The following is a 16,479-nucleotide window of genomic DNA, read 5'->3' on the forward strand; positions in this document are numbered from 1 at the left end:
ACGGGTCCCGTGCGCTTGGTGGCGCGTACGGGACCCGTTTGTGTGGCGCGAGGGCCTATTCGACCGTGACCGACTTCGCCAGGTTGCGGGGCTTGTCGATGTCGCGGCCGAGGGCCAAGGCCGTGTGGTAGGCGAGGAGTTGGAGCGGGATGCCCATGAGGATGGGGTCCAGCTCGTCCTCGTTCTTCGGGACGACGATCGTGCGGTCGGCCTTCTCCTGCTCCTGGTGGGCGACCGCCAGGATGCGGCCGGAGCGGGCCTTGATCTCCTCCATCGCGGCGCGGTTCTTTTCGAGGAGGTCGTCGTCCGGGACGATCGCCACCGTCGGCAGCGCCGGCTCGATCAGCGCCAGCGGGCCGTGCTTCAGCTCGGAGGCCGGGTAGGCCTCGGCGTGGATGTACGAGACCTCCTTGAGCTTCAGGGACGCCTCGCGGGCCACCGGGTAGCCCCTCACGCGGCCGATGAACATCATCGAGCGGGCGTCCGCGTACTCCTCGGCGATCTTCTTGATCTCCGCTTCCTGGTCGAGGATCGCGGTGATCTGGGCCGGGAGCTTGCGCAGGCCCTCGATGATGCGCTTGCCGTCGGCGACCGAGAGGTCGCGGATGCGGCCCAGGTGCAGGGCCAGGAGGGCGAAGGCGACCGTCGTGTTCGTGAAGCACTTGGTCGAGACGACGCAGACCTCCGGGCCCGCGTGGACGTAGACGCCTGCGTCCGACTCACGGGCGATGGCCGAGCCGACGACGTTCACGACGCCGAAGACGCGGGCGCCCTTGCGCTTCAGCTCCTGGACCGCCGCGAGGACGTCGTACGTCTCGCCGGACTGGGAGACCGCGATGTAGAGGGTGTCGGGGTCCACGACCGGGTTGCGGTAGCGGAACTCGGAGGCCGGCTCGGCGTCCGCGGGGATGCGGGCCAGCTCCTCGATCATCTGGGCGCCGATCAGGCCCGCGTGGTACGAGGTGCCGCAGCCGAGGATCTTCACGCGGCGGACCGTGCGGGCCTCGCGGGCGTCCAGGTTGAGGCCGCCGAGGTGCACCGTGGAGAACCGGTCGTCGATGCGGCCGCGCAGCACGCGGTCCACGGCGTCGGCCTGCTCGGAGATCTCCTTGTGCATGTACGTGTCGTGGTCGCCCATGTCGAAGGAGGCGGCCTCGAGGTCCACGGTGGTCGGCTCGTTGGCGGTGAGGGTGCCGGCCGTCGTGTACGTGCGGAAGTCGTCGGCCTTGAGCGTGGCCATCTCGCCGTCGTCGAGCGTGACGATCTGGCGGGTGTGGGTGATCAGCGCGGCGATGTCCGAGGCGACGAACATCTCCTTGTCGCCGATGCCGAGGACGACCGGCGAGCCGTTGCGGGCCACGACGATGCGGTCCGGGAAGTCGGCGTGCACGACCGCGATGCCGTACGTGCCCTCGACCAGGTGCAGCGCCTCGCGGACCTTGTCCTCGAGGTCGGTCTGCTGGGAGCGGGCGATGAGGTGGGTGAGGACCTCGGTGTCCGTCTCGGAGCGGAACTCGATGCCCTCGGCGGTCAGCTTCGCGCGCAGCTCGGAGGCGTTGTCGATGATGCCGTTGTGGACGACCGCGACCTTGTCGTCGGACGACATGTGCGGGTGCGCGTTCTCGTCGGACGGGGCGCCGTGCGTGGCCCAGCGGGTGTGGGCGATGCCGGTGGTGCCCTTGAAGCGGGCCGGGACCTTCGCCTCCAGGTCGCGCACCCGGCCCTTGGCCTTGACCATCTTCAGGCCGGTGGCCTTGGGGCTGGTGATGACGACGCCCGCGGAGTCGTATCCGCGGTACTCCAGGCGCTGCAGTCCTTCGAGAAGGAGCGGCGCGACGTCACGCTTGCCGATGTAACCGACGATTCCGCACATGTGTGGTGTTGATCCCCTCGGGTAGTGGGTCCGCGGTCAGCCGTAGACGATGCGGCGCAACTGCCGGAGCGAGAGCTCCGGCGGCGCCACCGCCCGGTACCGCAGGTCCGCCGTGATCTGTTCGAAGATCTCCGCGTTCACCAGGCCCTGACCCTGGAGTTCGCGGTGCCGGCGGCGGACGTAGTCCTCCGTCGACTCGTCGAAGTAGGCGAGCACGTCCTGGATCACCCGCAGCGCTTCGCCCCGGCTCAGGGCGCTGCTGCGCGTCAGGTGATCGACAAGTTCCTCGTGCACGCAGCCGATCCTCGGGGTTCCGGGTGGGTTTCGCAAGAATCCTGCCCGATATCGGGCAGATGTTTCGCTCGGGTGGCCGTGGTTGCGGTCGCGGGGCTCTGCCCCGGGCCCCGCGGGCTCTCGTCGGAAGAGCGGGGCTTGATCGGGCTTGTTTCGGCGGCGTTCATCCGGAGTACTCGCGACGGATAGATGCCTCAAGCACCTTTCGGGCATGGACATTCCACGTATGGGCGTACCCGCCGAGCTCGCCGACCGGCCCCTCGCCGAGCAGCACGAGTATCTGCGCAGCCGGTTCTCGCGGCGCACGATGATCCGCGGCGGGGCCGTCACCCTGGGCGCGGTGGCGGGTGGGGTCTTCGTGCCGGGGGCCGCAAGCGCCTCGCCGAGGACGGCGACGGCCGCGACCGCGTCCGCCCCGGCCGCAGAGGCCGTCGACGGTGCGCTCGTCGCGCCCTTCGGCCGGCACCTCTCGTACGGCGACGACGCGCGCACCGAGATGACCGTGTCGTGGCAGGTGCCGGTCGCGGTGAAGGACCCGTTCATCCGGGTCGGGGCCGGTGCCGGTGAGCTGTCGCGGAAGATTCCGGCGGAGCTGAAGGCGCTCTACACCCCGGCGGGCGTCGGGACGAGCGCCGACCACACCCAGTACTACGTGCACGCCAAGCTGACCCGCCTCAAGCCCGGCAAGACGTACTACTACGGGGTCGGGCACCGGGGCTTCGACCCGGCGTCACCGAGGTTCGCGGGGACGATCGGTACGTTCACGACCGCGCCCGCCCGTTCGGAGCGCTTCACGTTCACCGCCTTCGGCGACCAGGGCGTCAGCTACCACGCGCTCGCCAACGACAGCCTGATCCTCGCGCAGGGGCCGGCCTTCCACCTGCACGCGGGCGACATCGCGTACGCGGATCCCTCCGGGCAGGGCAAGACGACGGACACGTTCGACGCGCGCACCTGGGACCAGTTCCTCGCGCAGACCGAGACGGTCGCCAAGTCCGTGCCGTGGATGGTGTCGTACGGCAATCACGACATGGAGGCGTGGTACTCGCCGAACGGGTACGGGAGCCAGGAGGCCCGGTTCGCGCCGCCGGGCAACGGGCCCGACCCGAAGGAGCTGCCGGGTGTGTACTCCTTCGTGCACGGGAACACGGCCGTGATCTCGCTCGACGCGAATGATGTGTCGTACGAGATTCCGGCGAATCTGGGGATTTCCGGTGGGACTCAAACGGCTTGGTTCGAGCGGCAGTTGAAGAAGTTCCGGGCCGCCGGGTCCGGGGTCGACTTCGTCGTCGTGTTCTTCCACCACTGCGCGTACTGCACCGCCACCGCGCACGCCTCGGAGGGGGGTGTGCGCAAGGAGTGGGTGCCGCTGTTCGAGAAGTACACCGTCGACCTTGTGATCAACGGGCACAACCACGTCTACGAGCGTACGGACGTGCTGAAGGGCGACAAGGTCACCAAGGAGCTGCCGATCGGGGGCACGGCGTACCCGGAGACGGACGGGGTTGTGTACGTCACCGCGGGCGCGGCGGGGAAGGGGCTCTACGAGTTCCCGGTCGAGGACACGTACGAGGGGCACGAGAAGCAGGTCGACCCGTTCGCCTCGTATGTGACGCAGGACGGGGGCGGCAAGAAGGCGGTGACCGTCGACTGGTCGCGGGTGCGGTACACCAACTATTCGTTCCTGCGGGTGGATGTGGAGCCCGCGCCGGTGGGGCGCACCGCGAAGTTGACCGTGCGGGGGCTCGCCGAGACGGGGGCGGAGGTCGACCGGTTCGTGGTGGCGCGCAAGGTGCGGCACTAATCGCCGGACGGCCCTGAAAGGCGTTTCAGGACTGCCGCCTTCGCCAGTGCGAACTCATCATCCGTCAGTATTCCGGAGTTGTGGAGGTCGCCCAGTTCGCGGAGGCGGCGGAGGAGGGCGTCGTGTTCGTCCTCCGCGGGGGCCGCGGGTGGGGCCTGTTCCAGGGCAGGGGGCGTGGCTGGTTCGCCCGCAGGGCCCGGGTGGGGGAGGCGGGCCTGGACCGCTGCCGCTACGAGGGCCATCAGTGGGTCCTTCTTGAAGCCCCACAGTTCGATGGAGTTGGGGTCGTACTTCGGTGGCGCCTTTGTGGGGGAGGAGCGGACCGTGAAGCGGAGGCAGCCGTTCTCCAGGCCCACCGCCGGCTGCCACTCGACCGCCGCGATGTCGCCGAGCGCGAGCACCCGCGTGCCCGCGGAGGACTTGGCCTCCTCCGTCTTCCAGTTCCACTCCAGGCGCACACGCTCCCCGTCGAAGCTCGCCGTGCCGTCCCCGGCGGAGACGGACAGTGGCACGGCGGGACCCGGCAGGAGGTATGTGTCGCAGGCCGACGTGGGGACCTCGTCCAGGAGCAGCGCGTTGCGGACCTCGTCGACGAAGTACTCGGCGACGCCGTAGCGGTCCGACTCGACGGTGAGCTGGTACGGGTCCATGCCCTCGGTCAGCTTGCCGCCGGTCGCCTGGAGGAGGGGGTCCGCGCCGTCGCGCAGGCGCAGACGGAGGCGTCCGGACTTCTTGCCCTGCTCGAAGGAGGCGCCCGCGAGCGCCGTCAGCGGCACGGTCACTTCGCCCAGAGCCTTGCGGAGCGGGCTCACGGCCTTGTCGCGCCCCGGCACGAGCCGCAGCGTGTCCCCGAGATACGTCCAAGTGCCGTCGCGCTGGATGATTTCCGCCATGCCGACATTCTCGTACGGGAAAGGGGCTCGGGAGGACCGTCTCCCGAGCCCCTGGTCCGTGGGATCGCTTACGCGATCGGGTTGTCCAGGTCACCCACCAACTGCAGGGCGCCCGACGGGTCCGCCAGGTCGACCATCTGCTCGTTGTTGCGCAGCTGGAGACGGTTCAGGGCGGAGAGCGAGAAGTTGGGCGCGAACATGTCGAACTGCTCGAACTTCTCGGCGAGTTGGGGCATCGCCGCCTGGTAGTCGCGCACGCAGTCCGCGACCGCCGACCAGAACGTCTCCTCGTCCACGACGCCGTCCTCGACGAGGTTCGCCGAGAGGAAGCGGAAGAAGCAGTCGAAGACGTCCGTGAAGATCGACAGGAGCTTCATGTCGTCGGGGACCTCGGCCTTGATGCGCTCCACGGCGGGCGGCAGGACCGCGTCCGGGTCCATCACCGCGATCTCCTCGGCGATGTCCTTGAAGATCGACCGCTTGACGACGCCCTGCTCGTCCAGGACCAGGATGACGTTCTCGCCGTGCGGCATGTACACCAGGTCGTAGGCGTAGAAGCTGTGCAGGAGCGGCGTCAGGTACGACTTCAGGTAGGGCTTCAGCCACTCGCGCGGCGTGAGGCCCGAGCGCTCGATCAGGGCGCCCGCGAAGGACTTGCCCTCGCGGTCCACGTGCAGGAGGGACGCCATGGTCGCCAGGCGCTCGCCCTCGGCCAGCGAGGTCACCGGGGACTCGCGCCACAGCGCCGCCAGCATCTTGCGGTACGGCGAGTAGCGGTCGGTGGCGGCCTCGTACTCCAGGTGCCGGTAGCCGACGGCCGCGCGCTCGCGGATGATCGTCAGGCCGGTGTCCTTGAGTACCTCGTCGTTCTCGATGAGGTGCGCCAGCCAGTCGTTGATCGCCGGCGTCGCCTCCATGTACGCCGCCGAAAGGCCGCGCATGAAGCCCATGTTGATGACCGAGAGGGCCGTCTTCACGTAGTGCTTCTCGGGGGCGCTCTTGTTGAAGAACGTGCGGATCGACTGCTGCGCCAGGTACTCGTCGTCGCCCTCGCCCAGGCACACCAGGTTCCGCTGCGCGATCTCGGCGGCGAACGTGACGGAGAGCTTGTTCCACCACTGCCACGGGTGGGCGGGGATGAGGAGGTAGTCGGCCGGGTCGAGGCCCTGGTCGCGCAGGACCGTGTCGAAGCGGGCGATCGTCTTGTCGCCCAACTCGGCGCGCAGGAACGACTCGTAGTCGAGGCCCATGCCAGCCGTGAAGGCCGCGCGCTCGCGGCTCGCCGCCAGCCAGATCAGCCGGACGGGGCTCGCCGTCTCGGGGGCGTACGAGAGGTACTCGTGGACGCCGAAGCCGAGTCGGCCGTTGTTGGCGACGAAGCAGGGGTGGCCCTCGGTCATGCCCGTCTCGATCGCCTGGAAGTCGCCGGTGGCGGCGAGTTCGGCGGAGGACAGGTACGGCTTCGTCAGTTTGAAGCAGGTGCCGGAGAGCGTGGAGGAGATCTCCTCCAGGTAGACCGGGAGGGTCGAGTCGCTCAGGCCCAGGCTGTCCTTCAGCTCGATGAAGAACTGCAGGGCGTTCAGCGGGAGTTCGGCGCCGTCGCGGTGGCGGGTGATCGAGTCGGCGGACACCTGCCAGTGGTCGAGGCGCAGCCGGCGCGCGGTGAACTCGTAGCGGGTCAGGCCGTCGTCGCTGAGGACGAAGTACCGGTCGGCGGCGGCGGCCCCCGATATCTCGGGCTTGAGCAGCCGCTCGTGGCTGAATTCCGCGAGTGCCTTGCGGATGAGGAGGCGATTGGCCTCGGCCCAGCGCTCGGGGGAGAGGTGGGTGGCGGCGTCGGCGATGCTCATGCTCCGGTGGTCCTTCCCGTGGCCGCTTCGAACTGCTCGCGCGTGCAGAAGCTCAGCAGCGCCTTCTTCTCCGGCTTGTCGATCTCACGCTCGGGAACGAAGCCGACGGCCTCGTTCAGGGCGTGCACCGCCTTGTTGCCCACGTCGGGCTCGACGACGACGCGCTTCACCGACGCGTCGGCGAAGAGGTGCTCCATCACCGTGGTGATCACGGCGCGCGTGAAGCCGGGGACGCGGACGTCCGAGGGCGCGGTGAGGAAGTGCATGCCGATGTCGCCGGGCTCGGGCTCGTACAGGCCGACGAGCTCGACGTACCGCGGGTCGTAGCGCTCCATCAGGAACGCGGGCTCGCCGTCGTGCAGGCCGAGGAAGGCGTCGTGGTGCTCGTGCGCCGCGATGGACATGTACTCGCGCTCGACGTCCTGGAGCTTGGCGTCCTGCATCAGCCAGAAGGCGGCCTTGGGGTCGGTGACCCAGCGGTGCAGGAGGTCGGCGTCGGCCTGCGGGTCGACGGGACGGAGGGACAGTTTCCCTACGGCGCTGTTCGTGGTGCTTGTGGTGCTCATGCTGCGAACTCCTGGAACGCGATGGTCTTCTCGACGGGGTAGTACTCGGAGCCGAGCAGCTCGCCGATGATGTAACTGTTGCGGTACGCGCCCATCCCCAGGTCGGGGCTGGTGATCGAGTGTGTGTGCACGGACGCGTTCTGCACGAAGATGCCACGCCCGGTGGTGTCGATCGCGTAGTTGCGGGCGACGTCGTAGCGGCCCTGGCCGTCCCAGCGGATGCGGTCGCGGACCGGCTCCAGGAAGGCGGGCGTCGTGTACTTGTAGCCGGTGGCGAGGATCAGGCCCTCGGTCTCGAGCTCGAACTCCTTGTCCTGCTCCTCCTGGTGCAGGCCGAGGGTGTACGTGCCGTCCTCGTAACTCGCCGTGCGCAGCGCCGAGTTGGTGAGCAGGCGCGTCGGCACGGGACCGTCGAGGCCCTTCTGGTACAGCAGGTCGAAGATGGCGTCGATCAGCTCGCCGTCGATGCCCTTGAACAGGCCCTTCTGCCGCTGCTCCAGCGAGTAGCGGGTCTCCTCCGGCAGCTTGTGGAAGTAGTCGATGTAGTCCGGGGACGTCATCTCCAGCGTCAGCTTGGTGTACTCGAGCGGGAAGAACCGCGGCGACCTGGTGACCCAGTTGAGCCGGTAGTCGTGCGAGTCGATCTCGCTGAGCAGGTCCTGGTAGATCTCGGCCGCGGACTGCCCGCTGCCGACCAGGGTGATCGACTTCTTCTGCTGGAGCTGCTGCTTGTGCTGGAGGTAGCGGGAGTTGTGGACGACCCCGTCGCCGCCGAGCCCCTGGCACGCCTCGGGAACGTACGGCGGGGTGCCGGTGCCCAGGACCAGGTGGCGGGCGCGGAACGTCTCGCCCTTGTCGGTGTCCACGACGTAGACCTCGGCCGCGTCGTCGTAGCGCACCTCGGTGACGCTCGTCGAGAACCGGATCGAGGACAGCTTGGCGGCGGCCCAGCGGCAATAGTTGTTGTACTCGACGCGCAGCGGATAGAAGTTCTCGCGGATGTAGAACGAGTACAACCGCCCCGATTCCTTCAGGTAGTTGAGGAAGGAGTACTCGGACGTCGGGTCGGCGAGCGTCACCAGGTCCGACATGAACGGGGTCTGGAGGTGGGCGCCGTCGAGGAACATCCCCGAGTGCCACTCGAAGTCCGGCTTGGACTCGATGAACAGTCCGGTCAGCTCGTCGATCGGCTCCGTGAGCGCGGCCAGACCCAGGTTGAAGGGGCCGAGGCCGATCCCGATGAAGTCGTACGTGTCAGGATGCGCGGTCAAGGGTGTCTCCCAGGTACTGCTCGGCGTGGCCGGCGATGAGGTCGAGGACGACCGAGATGTCGTCGAGGGTCGTCTCGGGGTTGAGCAGGGTGAACTTCAAGTACTGGCGGTCGCCCACCTTGGTGCCCGCGACGACGGCGTCGCCGGAGGCGAACAGGGCCTTGCGGGCGTGGAGGTTGGCGCGGTCGATCTCGGCGGGGTCGGTGACATCGGCCGGGATGTAGCGGTAGACGAGCGTGGACAGGCTCGGCTCCACGACCACGTCGAAGCGCGGGTCGGACGCGAGCAGCTGCCAGCCCTCGTACGCCAGGTCGCACACCTCGTCGAAGAGGCCACCGATGCCCTTGGCGCCCATGACGCGCAGCGTCAGCCACAGCTTGAGCGCGTCGAAGCGGCGGGTGGTCTGGAGGGACTTGTCGACCTGGTTGGGGATCCGCTCGGCGACCGTGCGGCGCGGGTTGAGGTACTCCGCGTGGTACGTGGCGTGCCGCAGGGTGGCTCCGTCGCGGACCAGGATCGCGCTCGAACTCACGGGCTGGAAGAACGACTTGTGGTAGTCGACGGTGACCGAGTCGGCGCGCTCGATGCCGGTGAGCCGGTCGCGGTTCTTGTTCGACACGAGCAGCCCGCAGCCGTACGCGGCGTCGACGTGCATCCACGTGTCGTACTGGGCGCACAGCTCGGCGATCTCCGGCAGCGGGTCGATGGAACCGAAGTCGGTCGTCCCCGCGGTCGCGACGACGGCCATGGGGACGAGGCCCTCCTCGCGGCAGCGCTGCAACTCGGCGGCGAGGGCCACGGTCTGCAGGCGCTTCTCGCGGTCGACCGGGATCGAGACGACGGACTGCGGGTCGAGGCCGAGCAGCGTCGCGGACTTCTTGACGCTGAAGTGGCTGACCTCGGAGGCGAAGACGCGGAGTTTGGACAGGTCCTGCGACTTGGCCTCCTCCCGGGCGAGCAGCAGCGCCTGGAGGTTGGACTGCGAGCCGCCGGAGGTGAACACGCCGTCGGCCGCGGGGCCGAGGCCGATCCGCCCGGTGGTCCAGTCGATGAGCTTGCGCTCGATGAGCGTGCCGCCCGCGGACTGGTCCCAGGTGTCGAGCGAGGAGTTGACCGCGGAGAGGATCGCCTCGCCGAGCACTGCCGGGATGACGACCGGGCAGTTGAGGTGGGCGAGGTAGCGGGGGTGGTGGAAGTAGACGGCGTCGCGGAGGTAGACGTCCTCCAGCTCGTCCAGGGCGGCGATGGTGTCCTGGAGCGGCTCGTCCAGGTCGACGGCGTCGACAGTGGGGGAGAGGGCGTCCGGGGTGACGCCGGTGAACGGCCTTGTGGTGGTGGCGAGTTTGGCCGCCACCCGCTCGACTCCTTCGGTCACGGAGTTGCGGTATAGCTCCGCGGTGGTGTCATTGAGCAGGTGCGAGCGCATGAACGGTTCCTCCGGGTGGGGTGGGGTGGTTCCCGGGTGGGGCAGGAAAAAGGGCGGGATCGCGAACCCTTCGATTAGGTTAGCCTAACCTAACTTTGGCTCGCGACCCCGCCCCTGTCATGTGGCTGGAATGGCTGGTGTGGCTGGAATGTGCGCTGTTGTCAGGGGTGGGGCCCCGAGGTGTCACGCAGCGCGCAGGGCGTCCTCGCTCATGCCGCGCCGCCAGTACCCGACAAAGGTCACCGCACGCTTGTCGTAGCCGCGCTCACGCACCAGGTGCCGGCGCAGCTCCTTCATGGTCCCGGACTCGCCGGACAGCCACGCGTACGGGCTTACGGCGTCGGGGAGTTGGGTCGCGCGCACGGTGTCCACCACCGAGGGCGCACCCTCGTCGCGGACGAGCCAGGTGACCGTGACGTCCGCGAGCGTGATGATCGGCTGGATGTCCTCGCGGTGCGGAACCTCCAAGTACACGTGCGCCGAGACGTGTTCGGGCAGCCAGGCCAGCACGCCGAGCGCCGCGGGAAGCGCCGTCTCGTCGCCCCACATCAGGATGTGGTCGAAGTCGTCCTGGGGCTGGCAGCGCACGGCGGCGTTGTCCGCGATCGCCGGGCCGAGCACGACGGCGCGGTCGCCGGGGGCCGCGGCGCGGGCCCAGCGGCAGGCGGGGCCCGAGGTCGACGGGTCGTCGTCGTGCAGCACGAAGTCGATGTCGACTTCCTCCGCGGGGAAGCGGCGCTGGCCGCTCAGCGTGTACGAGCGCATGATCGCGCGCTCGCCGTCCGGGATCGCCCGGTACGCCGCGTGCCAGGCGCGGCCGTCCTCGCCGGCGTTGACCGGCGGCATCACGGGGGCGTCCTGGCCGGGCCGCGGCAGGAAGAGGGAGAGGGACTGGTCCCGGCCGCCGCCGTGGAAGTCGGCGAGGTCGGGACCCGTGAAAGTGACCCTGAGCAGCGACGGACCGAGCCGCCGGGTGCGGACCACTTGCAGATCGAAGAATCGGAAAGGGGCTACAGCAGGGGCTTCGGTCGTCGCCGTCATGGGATCAGGACACCTTCTTCGCCGTCTCGATGGCCTTCGCGAGGTCTTCCAGGAGCGGGGCGCACTTGTCGTAGGACAGGATCGGCTCGGGGGAGCGGGAGATGACCTGGCCCGCCTTGACCGCCGGCAGCTTCTTCCAGGTCGGCTCGTCGATGTCGGCGGGCTGAATCGCCTGGGCGCGGTCGTCCATCATGATGATGTCGACCTTGTGCTTGTTGACGTTCTCCCAGCTCAGGTTCTCGAACCAGCCGCCGGACGCCTTCTTCGCGGCCTCCGAGGGCTCCACGAAGTTCACGCCGAGCGCCTTGAAGTACTCCAGGTCGATGGAGAGGTTCGTGCCCGAGACGTAGAAGATGTCGGGGCTCGCGCTGCCCGCCAGCACCTTGATGTCGGGGTTGGCCTTCGCCGCCTTGCGCAGCCGGGCGGCGGCGTCCTCGAAGCGCTTCTTGGCCTTGACGACCTTGTCGGCCTTAAGGTCGGCGCCGAGCGACTCGGCCAGCTTGTAGACGTGCTCCAGCGGCGTCGTGAGCTGGCGGTCGTAGACGGAGATGCCGACGCTCGGGGCGAGCTTGGCGATCTTCTTGGCGGACTCCTCGGGGACGTACCAGAGGGTGCCCGCGCCGTCGAACATCGTGGTGATCAGCACCTCGGGGGCGAGCCCCGCGTACTTCTCGATGTTGAACTGGCCCCACTCGTTGCCGATGACCGTGACCTTGCCGACAGGCATGTCGCCGGCCTGGACGTCGGGCTTGCCGCCCTTCGTCGTGGTCGGGCCGAAGACGCCCTTGACCTGGATGCCGTAGTCGTAGAGGGCGGCGCCCATGCCGGTGAAGGCGACGATGTTCGTCGGGACCTTGTCCAGCTTCACGGTCTTGCCGCGGTCGTCCTTGTACGACCAGGGGCCGGACTTCTTGGCGGAGCCGGCCGAGCTCGAACCGCCGTCTTTGGAGCCGCCGTCGCCGCAGGCGGCGAGTGCGGCTCCGAGGCCGATGGCGCCGGTCGCGGCGAGGATGCCGCGGCGGGTGGGGCGGGACAGTCGGGCGTTGGGCATGACGGGCAACTTTCGGACGTGCCGAGGCGGCGACCGGGCGGGTACTGAAACTCAGGGTAGGTTAACCTAAGTTCCCCGGTTGTCCAGGGGGTGGGGGCCACCCCGAGCCGACGCCACGGGGCTCCGCCCCGGACCCCGCTCCAAAGACATGGGGCTCTGCCCCATACCCCGCTGCTCAATCGCCGCAGGGGCTTAAATTGCTCGACCGGCGCCGGGGCTTGATTTGCTCGACCGGCGCCGGCGCCCTTATGACGTCAGCCCGAGCTCCCGCGCGATGAGCATGCGCTGGACCTCGCTCGTGCCCTCGCCGATCTCCAGGATCTTGGAGTCGCGCCACATCCGGGCGACCGGGTACTCGTTCATGAACCCGTACCCGCCGTGGATCTGCGTCGCCTCCCGCGCGTTGTCCACCGCGACCGTCGACGAGTACAGCTTCGCCAGCGCCGCCTCCTTCTTGAACGGCTCCCCGCAGACAAGCCGCGACGCCGCGTCCCGCCAGGCCAGCCGCGCCGTGTGCGCCTTCATCTCCATGTCGGCGATCTTGAACTGGATCGCCTGGTAGCTGCCGATGTGGTGTCCGAAGGCGCGGCGCTCCTTCGCGTACTTCACCGACTCGTCGACGCACCCCTGCGCAAGACCCGTGGCCAGCGCGGAGATCGCCACGCGCCCCTCGTCGAGGATCCGCAGGAACTGCGCGAAGCCCCGGCCCTCCGTGCCCAGCAGATTCGCCGCCGGCACCCGTACGTCGTCGAAGTGCAGCTCACGCGTGTCCGACGCGTTCCACCCCACCTTCGAGTAAGGCGCCGCGGCCGTGAAGCCGGGCGTCCCGGACGGCACGATGATCGAGGAGATCACCGGGCGGCCGTCCGCTGTGCGGTCCGTCACCGCCGTCACCGTCACCAGGCCCGTGATGTCCGTACCGGAGTTGGTGATGAAGCACTTCGTGCCGTTGATGATCCAGTCGCCGGTCTCCCCGTCCCGCACGGCCGTGGTGCGGGTGCCGCCCGCGTCCGAGCCCGCCTCGGGTTCGGTGAGCCCGAACGCGCCCAGGACTTCGCCACTGCACAGCTTCGGCAGCCACTCCTGCTTCTGCTCCTCCGTGCCGAAGAGGTGGATCGGCATCGCGCCGAGCGAAACGCCGGCCTCCAGCGTGATCGCCACCGAGGAGTCGACGCGTGCCAGCTCCTCAAGCGCGATGCCGAGCGCCAGATAGTCGCCGCCCATGCCGCCGTACTCCTCCGGGAAGGGGAGGCCGAAGAGCCCCATGCGGCCCATCTCGCGGACGATCTCGTAGGGGAACTCGTGCCGCTCGTAGAGGTCGCCGATCTTCGGGGCGACGACCTCGTGCGCGAACTCCTCGACCGTGCGGCGGAGTTCCTCGTGCTCGGGGGAGAGGTGGTGATCCATGACTGCCTCACTGCTCCTGGTCGGCATCGGCATCGGCATTGGCGTCGGCGTCGGCCTCGGGTGCGAGGGCGCGAACGGTGCGGGACGGGCTGGGTCGGCCCAGGTGCCCGGCCATCCACCTGCTGGTGTCGGTGAGACGGCCGAGGTCGACCCCGGTCTCGATGCCGAGTCCGCGCAGCATCCAGACGAGGTCCTCGGTGGCGAGATTGCCGGTGGCGCTCTTCGCGTACGGGCAGCCGCCGAGGCCGCCCGCGGAGGCGTCCACCGTCGTGACGCCGTGCTGCAGCGCCGCCAGGGTGTTGGAGAGCGCCTGGCCGTACGTGTCGTGGAAGTGCACGCCGATCGTGTTCGTCGGCACGCCCTCCTCGTTCAGCTCCGACAGGAGCGTCTGTACGTGTCCGGGTGTGGCCACGCCGATCGTGTCGCCGAGGCTCAGTTCGTCGCAGCCCATGTCCCTCAGGGCCCTGGCGACGGAGACGACCTGGTGGACGGGGACCGGGCCCTCCCACGGGTCGCCGAAGCACATGGAGAGGTAGCCGCGGACGTGCGCCCCGTGCTCCTTGGCCGCCGCCACGACCGGCTCGAACGCGGCGAGGGACTCCGCAACGGTGCGGTTCAGGTTCGCCTTGGCGAAGGACTCGGTGGCGCTGGCGAACACGGCGACGCGGTGCGCGCCGAGGGCCAGGGCCCGGTCAAGGCCGCGCGCGTTCGGTACGAGGACGGGGAGGTGGACGCCGGGTCCGAGGTCCCGGAGCCGTGGGAACAGGTCCTCCGCGTCCGCGAGTTGGGGGACCCACTTGGGGTGCACGAAGCTCGTGGCCTCGATGGTCGTGAGGCCGGACCGGGCCAGGCGGTGGACGAACTCCGCCTTCACCTCGGTGGGCACGGCCCGCTTCTCGTTCTGCAGCCCGTCGCGCGCCCCCACCTCGTGGATCCGGACGCGGGCCGGGAGACCCTGGGTGGGGACGACCATGGGGAGCGCGGGTGTCGCGGGTGTGGAGGTCATCGCGCGGCCTCCCCGCCGGAGTTGGAGCCGACGGCGGGGCCGGCATCGGTGTCCGCGTCCGCCGGGGCGACGACGGCCAGTACCTGGTCCATCGCCACGGTCGTCCCGGGCGACACGTCCAGCTCCGTCACCGTGCCCGCGTGCGGGGACGTGATCACGTGTTCCATCTTCATCGCCTCCACCACCAACAGGCTCTGTCCCGCCGCTACTTGCTCGCCCGTCGTCACCTTCACCACGGTCACCGTGCCGGGCATCGGCGCCGTCAGGGAGCCCGCGCCGCCGGCGCCCGCCCCCGTCAGGTTCGCCGTCACCGGGTCGTGGTCCCGCACGTGCCAGGCGTCGCCGTCGCGCGCCAGCCAGTCGCCCGCGGTCGCGGTGAGGCGGGCGGGGGTGGTCGGGACGCCGTCGACCAGGACCTCGGCGCCGCGCACCCTGACCTCGACCGGGTCGTGGCCCGCGACCCTCAGGGGGTGCACGGTCCACGCCGGTTCGCCGCCGAGCCGCCAGCCGGTGGGCCGGTCGAACGGGTCCGTCCAGCCCTCGGTCGTGGCCGGGGCAAGACGCTCCTGGCGCAGTGCGCCTGCCGCCGCGTAGATCCCCGCCGGGACCTCCGCGTCGACCAGCTCGTCCGTCGCACGCTCCACCAGACCCGTGTCCAACTCGCCCGCCACGACGTCCGGATGGGCGAGCAGGCGGCGCAGATACCCGGCGTTCGTCGGCACGCCGAGCGTCACCGTGCGCGCGAGCGCGGCCCGCAGTCTGCGCAGCGCCGTGTCCCGGTCGGGTCCGTACGCGATGATCTTCGCGAGCATCGGGTCGTAGAGGCTGGAGACCTCGGTGCCCTCGGTGAGGCCGGAGTCGACCCGTACGCCTTCACTCTCGGGTTCGTGCAGCGCCAGAACCGTGCCGCCGGAGGGGAGGAAGCCGCGGGACGGGTCTTCGGCGCACAGGCGGGCCTCCACCGCGTGCCCGGTGAGCGTGATGTCGTCCTGTGTGAACGGCAGTTGCTCGCCCGCTGCCACCCGCAGCTGCCACTCCACGAGGTCGACGCCCTCCCCGGCGGCAGCCGGACCGATGGACACAGTCAGCTCGGTCACCGGGTGCTCGACCTGGAGGCGCGTGTTCATCTCCATGAAGCAGTACGCCGCCGGGTCCTCGCCGGGCACGATGAACTCCACCGTGCCCGCGCCCCGGTAGCCGCAGGAGCGCGCCGCCTCCACGGCCGCAGCGCCCATCGCCGCGCGCGTGGCCTCGTCGAGGAGCACGGAAGGCGCCTCCTCGACGATCTTCTGGTGGCGGCGCTGGAGGGAGCACTCGCGCTCGCCGAGGTGCACCACGTTCCCGTGGCCGTCCGCCAGGACCTGGATCTCGATGTGCCGTGGGCGGTCGATCCAGCGCTCCACGAGGAGCGTGTCGTCTCCGAAGGAGGCCCGTGCCTCGCGTCGGGCGGATGCGATCTCCTCCTCCAGGGTGGTCAGATCGCGGACCAGGCGCATGCCCTTGCCGCCGCCGCCCGCGCTCGGCTTCAGGAGGACGGGCGCGCCCAATTTCCTTGCCGCCTCTGCCAGTTCCGGGTCGCGGCCGCCGGGCACCACCGGGACCCCGGCCGCGCTCACCGTCTCCTTGGCGCGGATCTTGTCGCCCATCAGGGCGATCGCCTCGGCGGGCGGGCCGATGAAGGTCAGGCCGGCCTCCTCACAGGCCCGCGCGAACGCCGCGTTCTCCGCGAGGAACCCGTAGCCCGGGTGCACCGCCTGCGCGCCGGTCGCCGCCGCGGCCTCGATGATCCGCTCCGCCACCAGATAGCTCTCGGTGGCCGCCGGCGGCCCGATGCGCACCGCCTCGTCCGCCTCGCGCACATGGCGCGCGTCCGCGTCGGCGTCGCTGAACACCGCCACCGAGCGGATGCCGAGCGCCCGCAGCGTACGGATGACGCGCACCGCGATCTCGCCGCGGTTGGCCACAAGTACCGTCTCGAACACGTCTCGCTCCGCCCC

At 69.6% G+C, this 16,479-nt stretch carries 13 protein-coding genes; 1 reads left to right on the plus strand and 12 read right to left on the minus strand.

Translation table 11 applies throughout. The annotated features are described in order from the left end of the window. Positions 1-55 precede the first annotated feature (55 nt). Both glmS and OG746_RS27020 read right to left on the minus strand, forming a co-directional pair. Positions 56-1,873: a glutamine--fructose-6-phosphate transaminase (isomerizing) gene (gene glmS, locus OG746_RS27015; protein WP_266719306.1), complete on the minus strand. Its 1,818-nt coding sequence runs from the start codon at positions 1,871-1,873 to the stop codon at positions 56-58. 36 nt (positions 1,874-1,909) lie between these two features. Then, positions 1,910-2,167, minus strand: a complete 258-nt coding sequence (locus OG746_RS27020) for a hypothetical protein (RefSeq protein ID WP_266719308.1) — start codon at positions 2,165-2,167, stop codon at positions 1,910-1,912. Between the two features lie 211 nt (positions 2,168-2,378). On the opposite strand from OG746_RS27020, the gene OG746_RS27025 reads away from it, so the two are divergent. Continuing rightward, entirely contained in the window at positions 2,379-3,971 is a 1,593-nt protein-coding gene (locus tag OG746_RS27025) for a purple acid phosphatase family protein (protein ID WP_266719310.1), read from the plus strand. Here OG746_RS27025 and OG746_RS27030 read toward each other — a convergent pair. From OG746_RS27030 to OG746_RS27075, 10 genes are all read right to left on the minus strand, one after another. Continuing rightward, complete coding sequence (locus tag OG746_RS27030) at positions 3,968-4,864, minus strand: DUF4429 domain-containing protein (RefSeq protein ID WP_266719312.1); 897 nt, start codon at positions 4,862-4,864, stop codon at positions 3,968-3,970. The genes OG746_RS27025 and OG746_RS27030 overlap by 4 nt on opposite strands. A 68-nt stretch (positions 4,865-4,932) precedes the next feature. Continuing rightward, positions 4,933-6,714 carry an IucA/IucC family protein gene (locus tag OG746_RS27035; protein ID WP_266719314.1) on the minus strand — a complete coding sequence of 594 codons (1,782 nt, stop codon included), beginning with the start codon at positions 6,712-6,714 and terminating at the stop codon, positions 4,933-4,935. Then, entirely contained in the window at positions 6,711-7,280 is a 570-nt protein-coding gene (locus tag OG746_RS27040; RefSeq protein ID WP_266719315.1) for a GNAT family N-acetyltransferase, read from the minus strand. Before OG746_RS27040 ends, OG746_RS27035 begins: the two co-directional genes overlap by 4 nt. Next, the gene (locus OG746_RS27045; RefSeq protein WP_266719317.1) at positions 7,277-8,551 is read right to left on the minus strand and encodes a lysine N(6)-hydroxylase/L-ornithine N(5)-oxygenase family protein; all 1,275 of its coding nucleotides are present in this window, start codon (positions 8,549-8,551) and stop codon (positions 7,277-7,279) included. The genes OG746_RS27040 and OG746_RS27045 overlap by 4 nt, the downstream gene beginning before the upstream one ends. After that, positions 8,535-9,977 (minus strand): lysine decarboxylase DesA, encoded by a 1,443-nt coding sequence (gene desA / locus OG746_RS27050; protein ID WP_266719318.1) that lies wholly within the window; start codon positions 9,975-9,977, stop codon positions 8,535-8,537. The genes OG746_RS27045 and desA overlap by 17 nt, the downstream gene beginning before the upstream one ends. Positions 9,978-10,160: 183 nt before the next feature. Next, on the minus strand, positions 10,161-11,018 hold the full coding sequence (locus tag OG746_RS27055) for a siderophore-interacting protein (RefSeq protein ID WP_266719319.1): 858 nt from the start codon (positions 11,016-11,018) through the stop codon (positions 10,161-10,163). 4 nt (positions 11,019-11,022) lie between these two features. Further along, positions 11,023-12,069 (minus strand): ABC transporter substrate-binding protein, encoded by a 1,047-nt coding sequence (locus OG746_RS27060; RefSeq protein WP_266719337.1) that lies wholly within the window; start codon positions 12,067-12,069, stop codon positions 11,023-11,025. A gap of 246 nt (positions 12,070-12,315) precedes the next feature. Beyond that, complete coding sequence (locus tag OG746_RS27065) at positions 12,316-13,476, minus strand: acyl-CoA dehydrogenase family protein (RefSeq protein WP_266719339.1); 1,161 nt, start codon at positions 13,474-13,476, stop codon at positions 12,316-12,318. A gap of 7 nt (positions 13,477-13,483) precedes the next feature. Beyond that, the gene (locus OG746_RS27070; protein ID WP_266719341.1) at positions 13,484-14,482 is read right to left on the minus strand and encodes a hydroxymethylglutaryl-CoA lyase; all 999 of its coding nucleotides are present in this window, start codon (positions 14,480-14,482) and stop codon (positions 13,484-13,486) included. Beyond that, positions 14,479-16,464, minus strand: coding sequence for an acetyl/propionyl/methylcrotonyl-CoA carboxylase subunit alpha (locus tag OG746_RS27075; RefSeq protein WP_266719342.1), 1,986 nt, complete (start codon positions 16,462-16,464; stop codon positions 14,479-14,481). The genes OG746_RS27070 and OG746_RS27075 overlap by 4 nt, the downstream gene beginning before the upstream one ends. Positions 16,465-16,479 lie beyond the last annotated feature (15 nt).

The sequence above is a fragment of the Streptomyces sp. NBC_01016 genome (assembly GCF_026341035.1).
Taxonomy (GTDB): Bacteria; Actinomycetota; Actinomycetes; order Streptomycetales; family Streptomycetaceae; genus Streptomyces.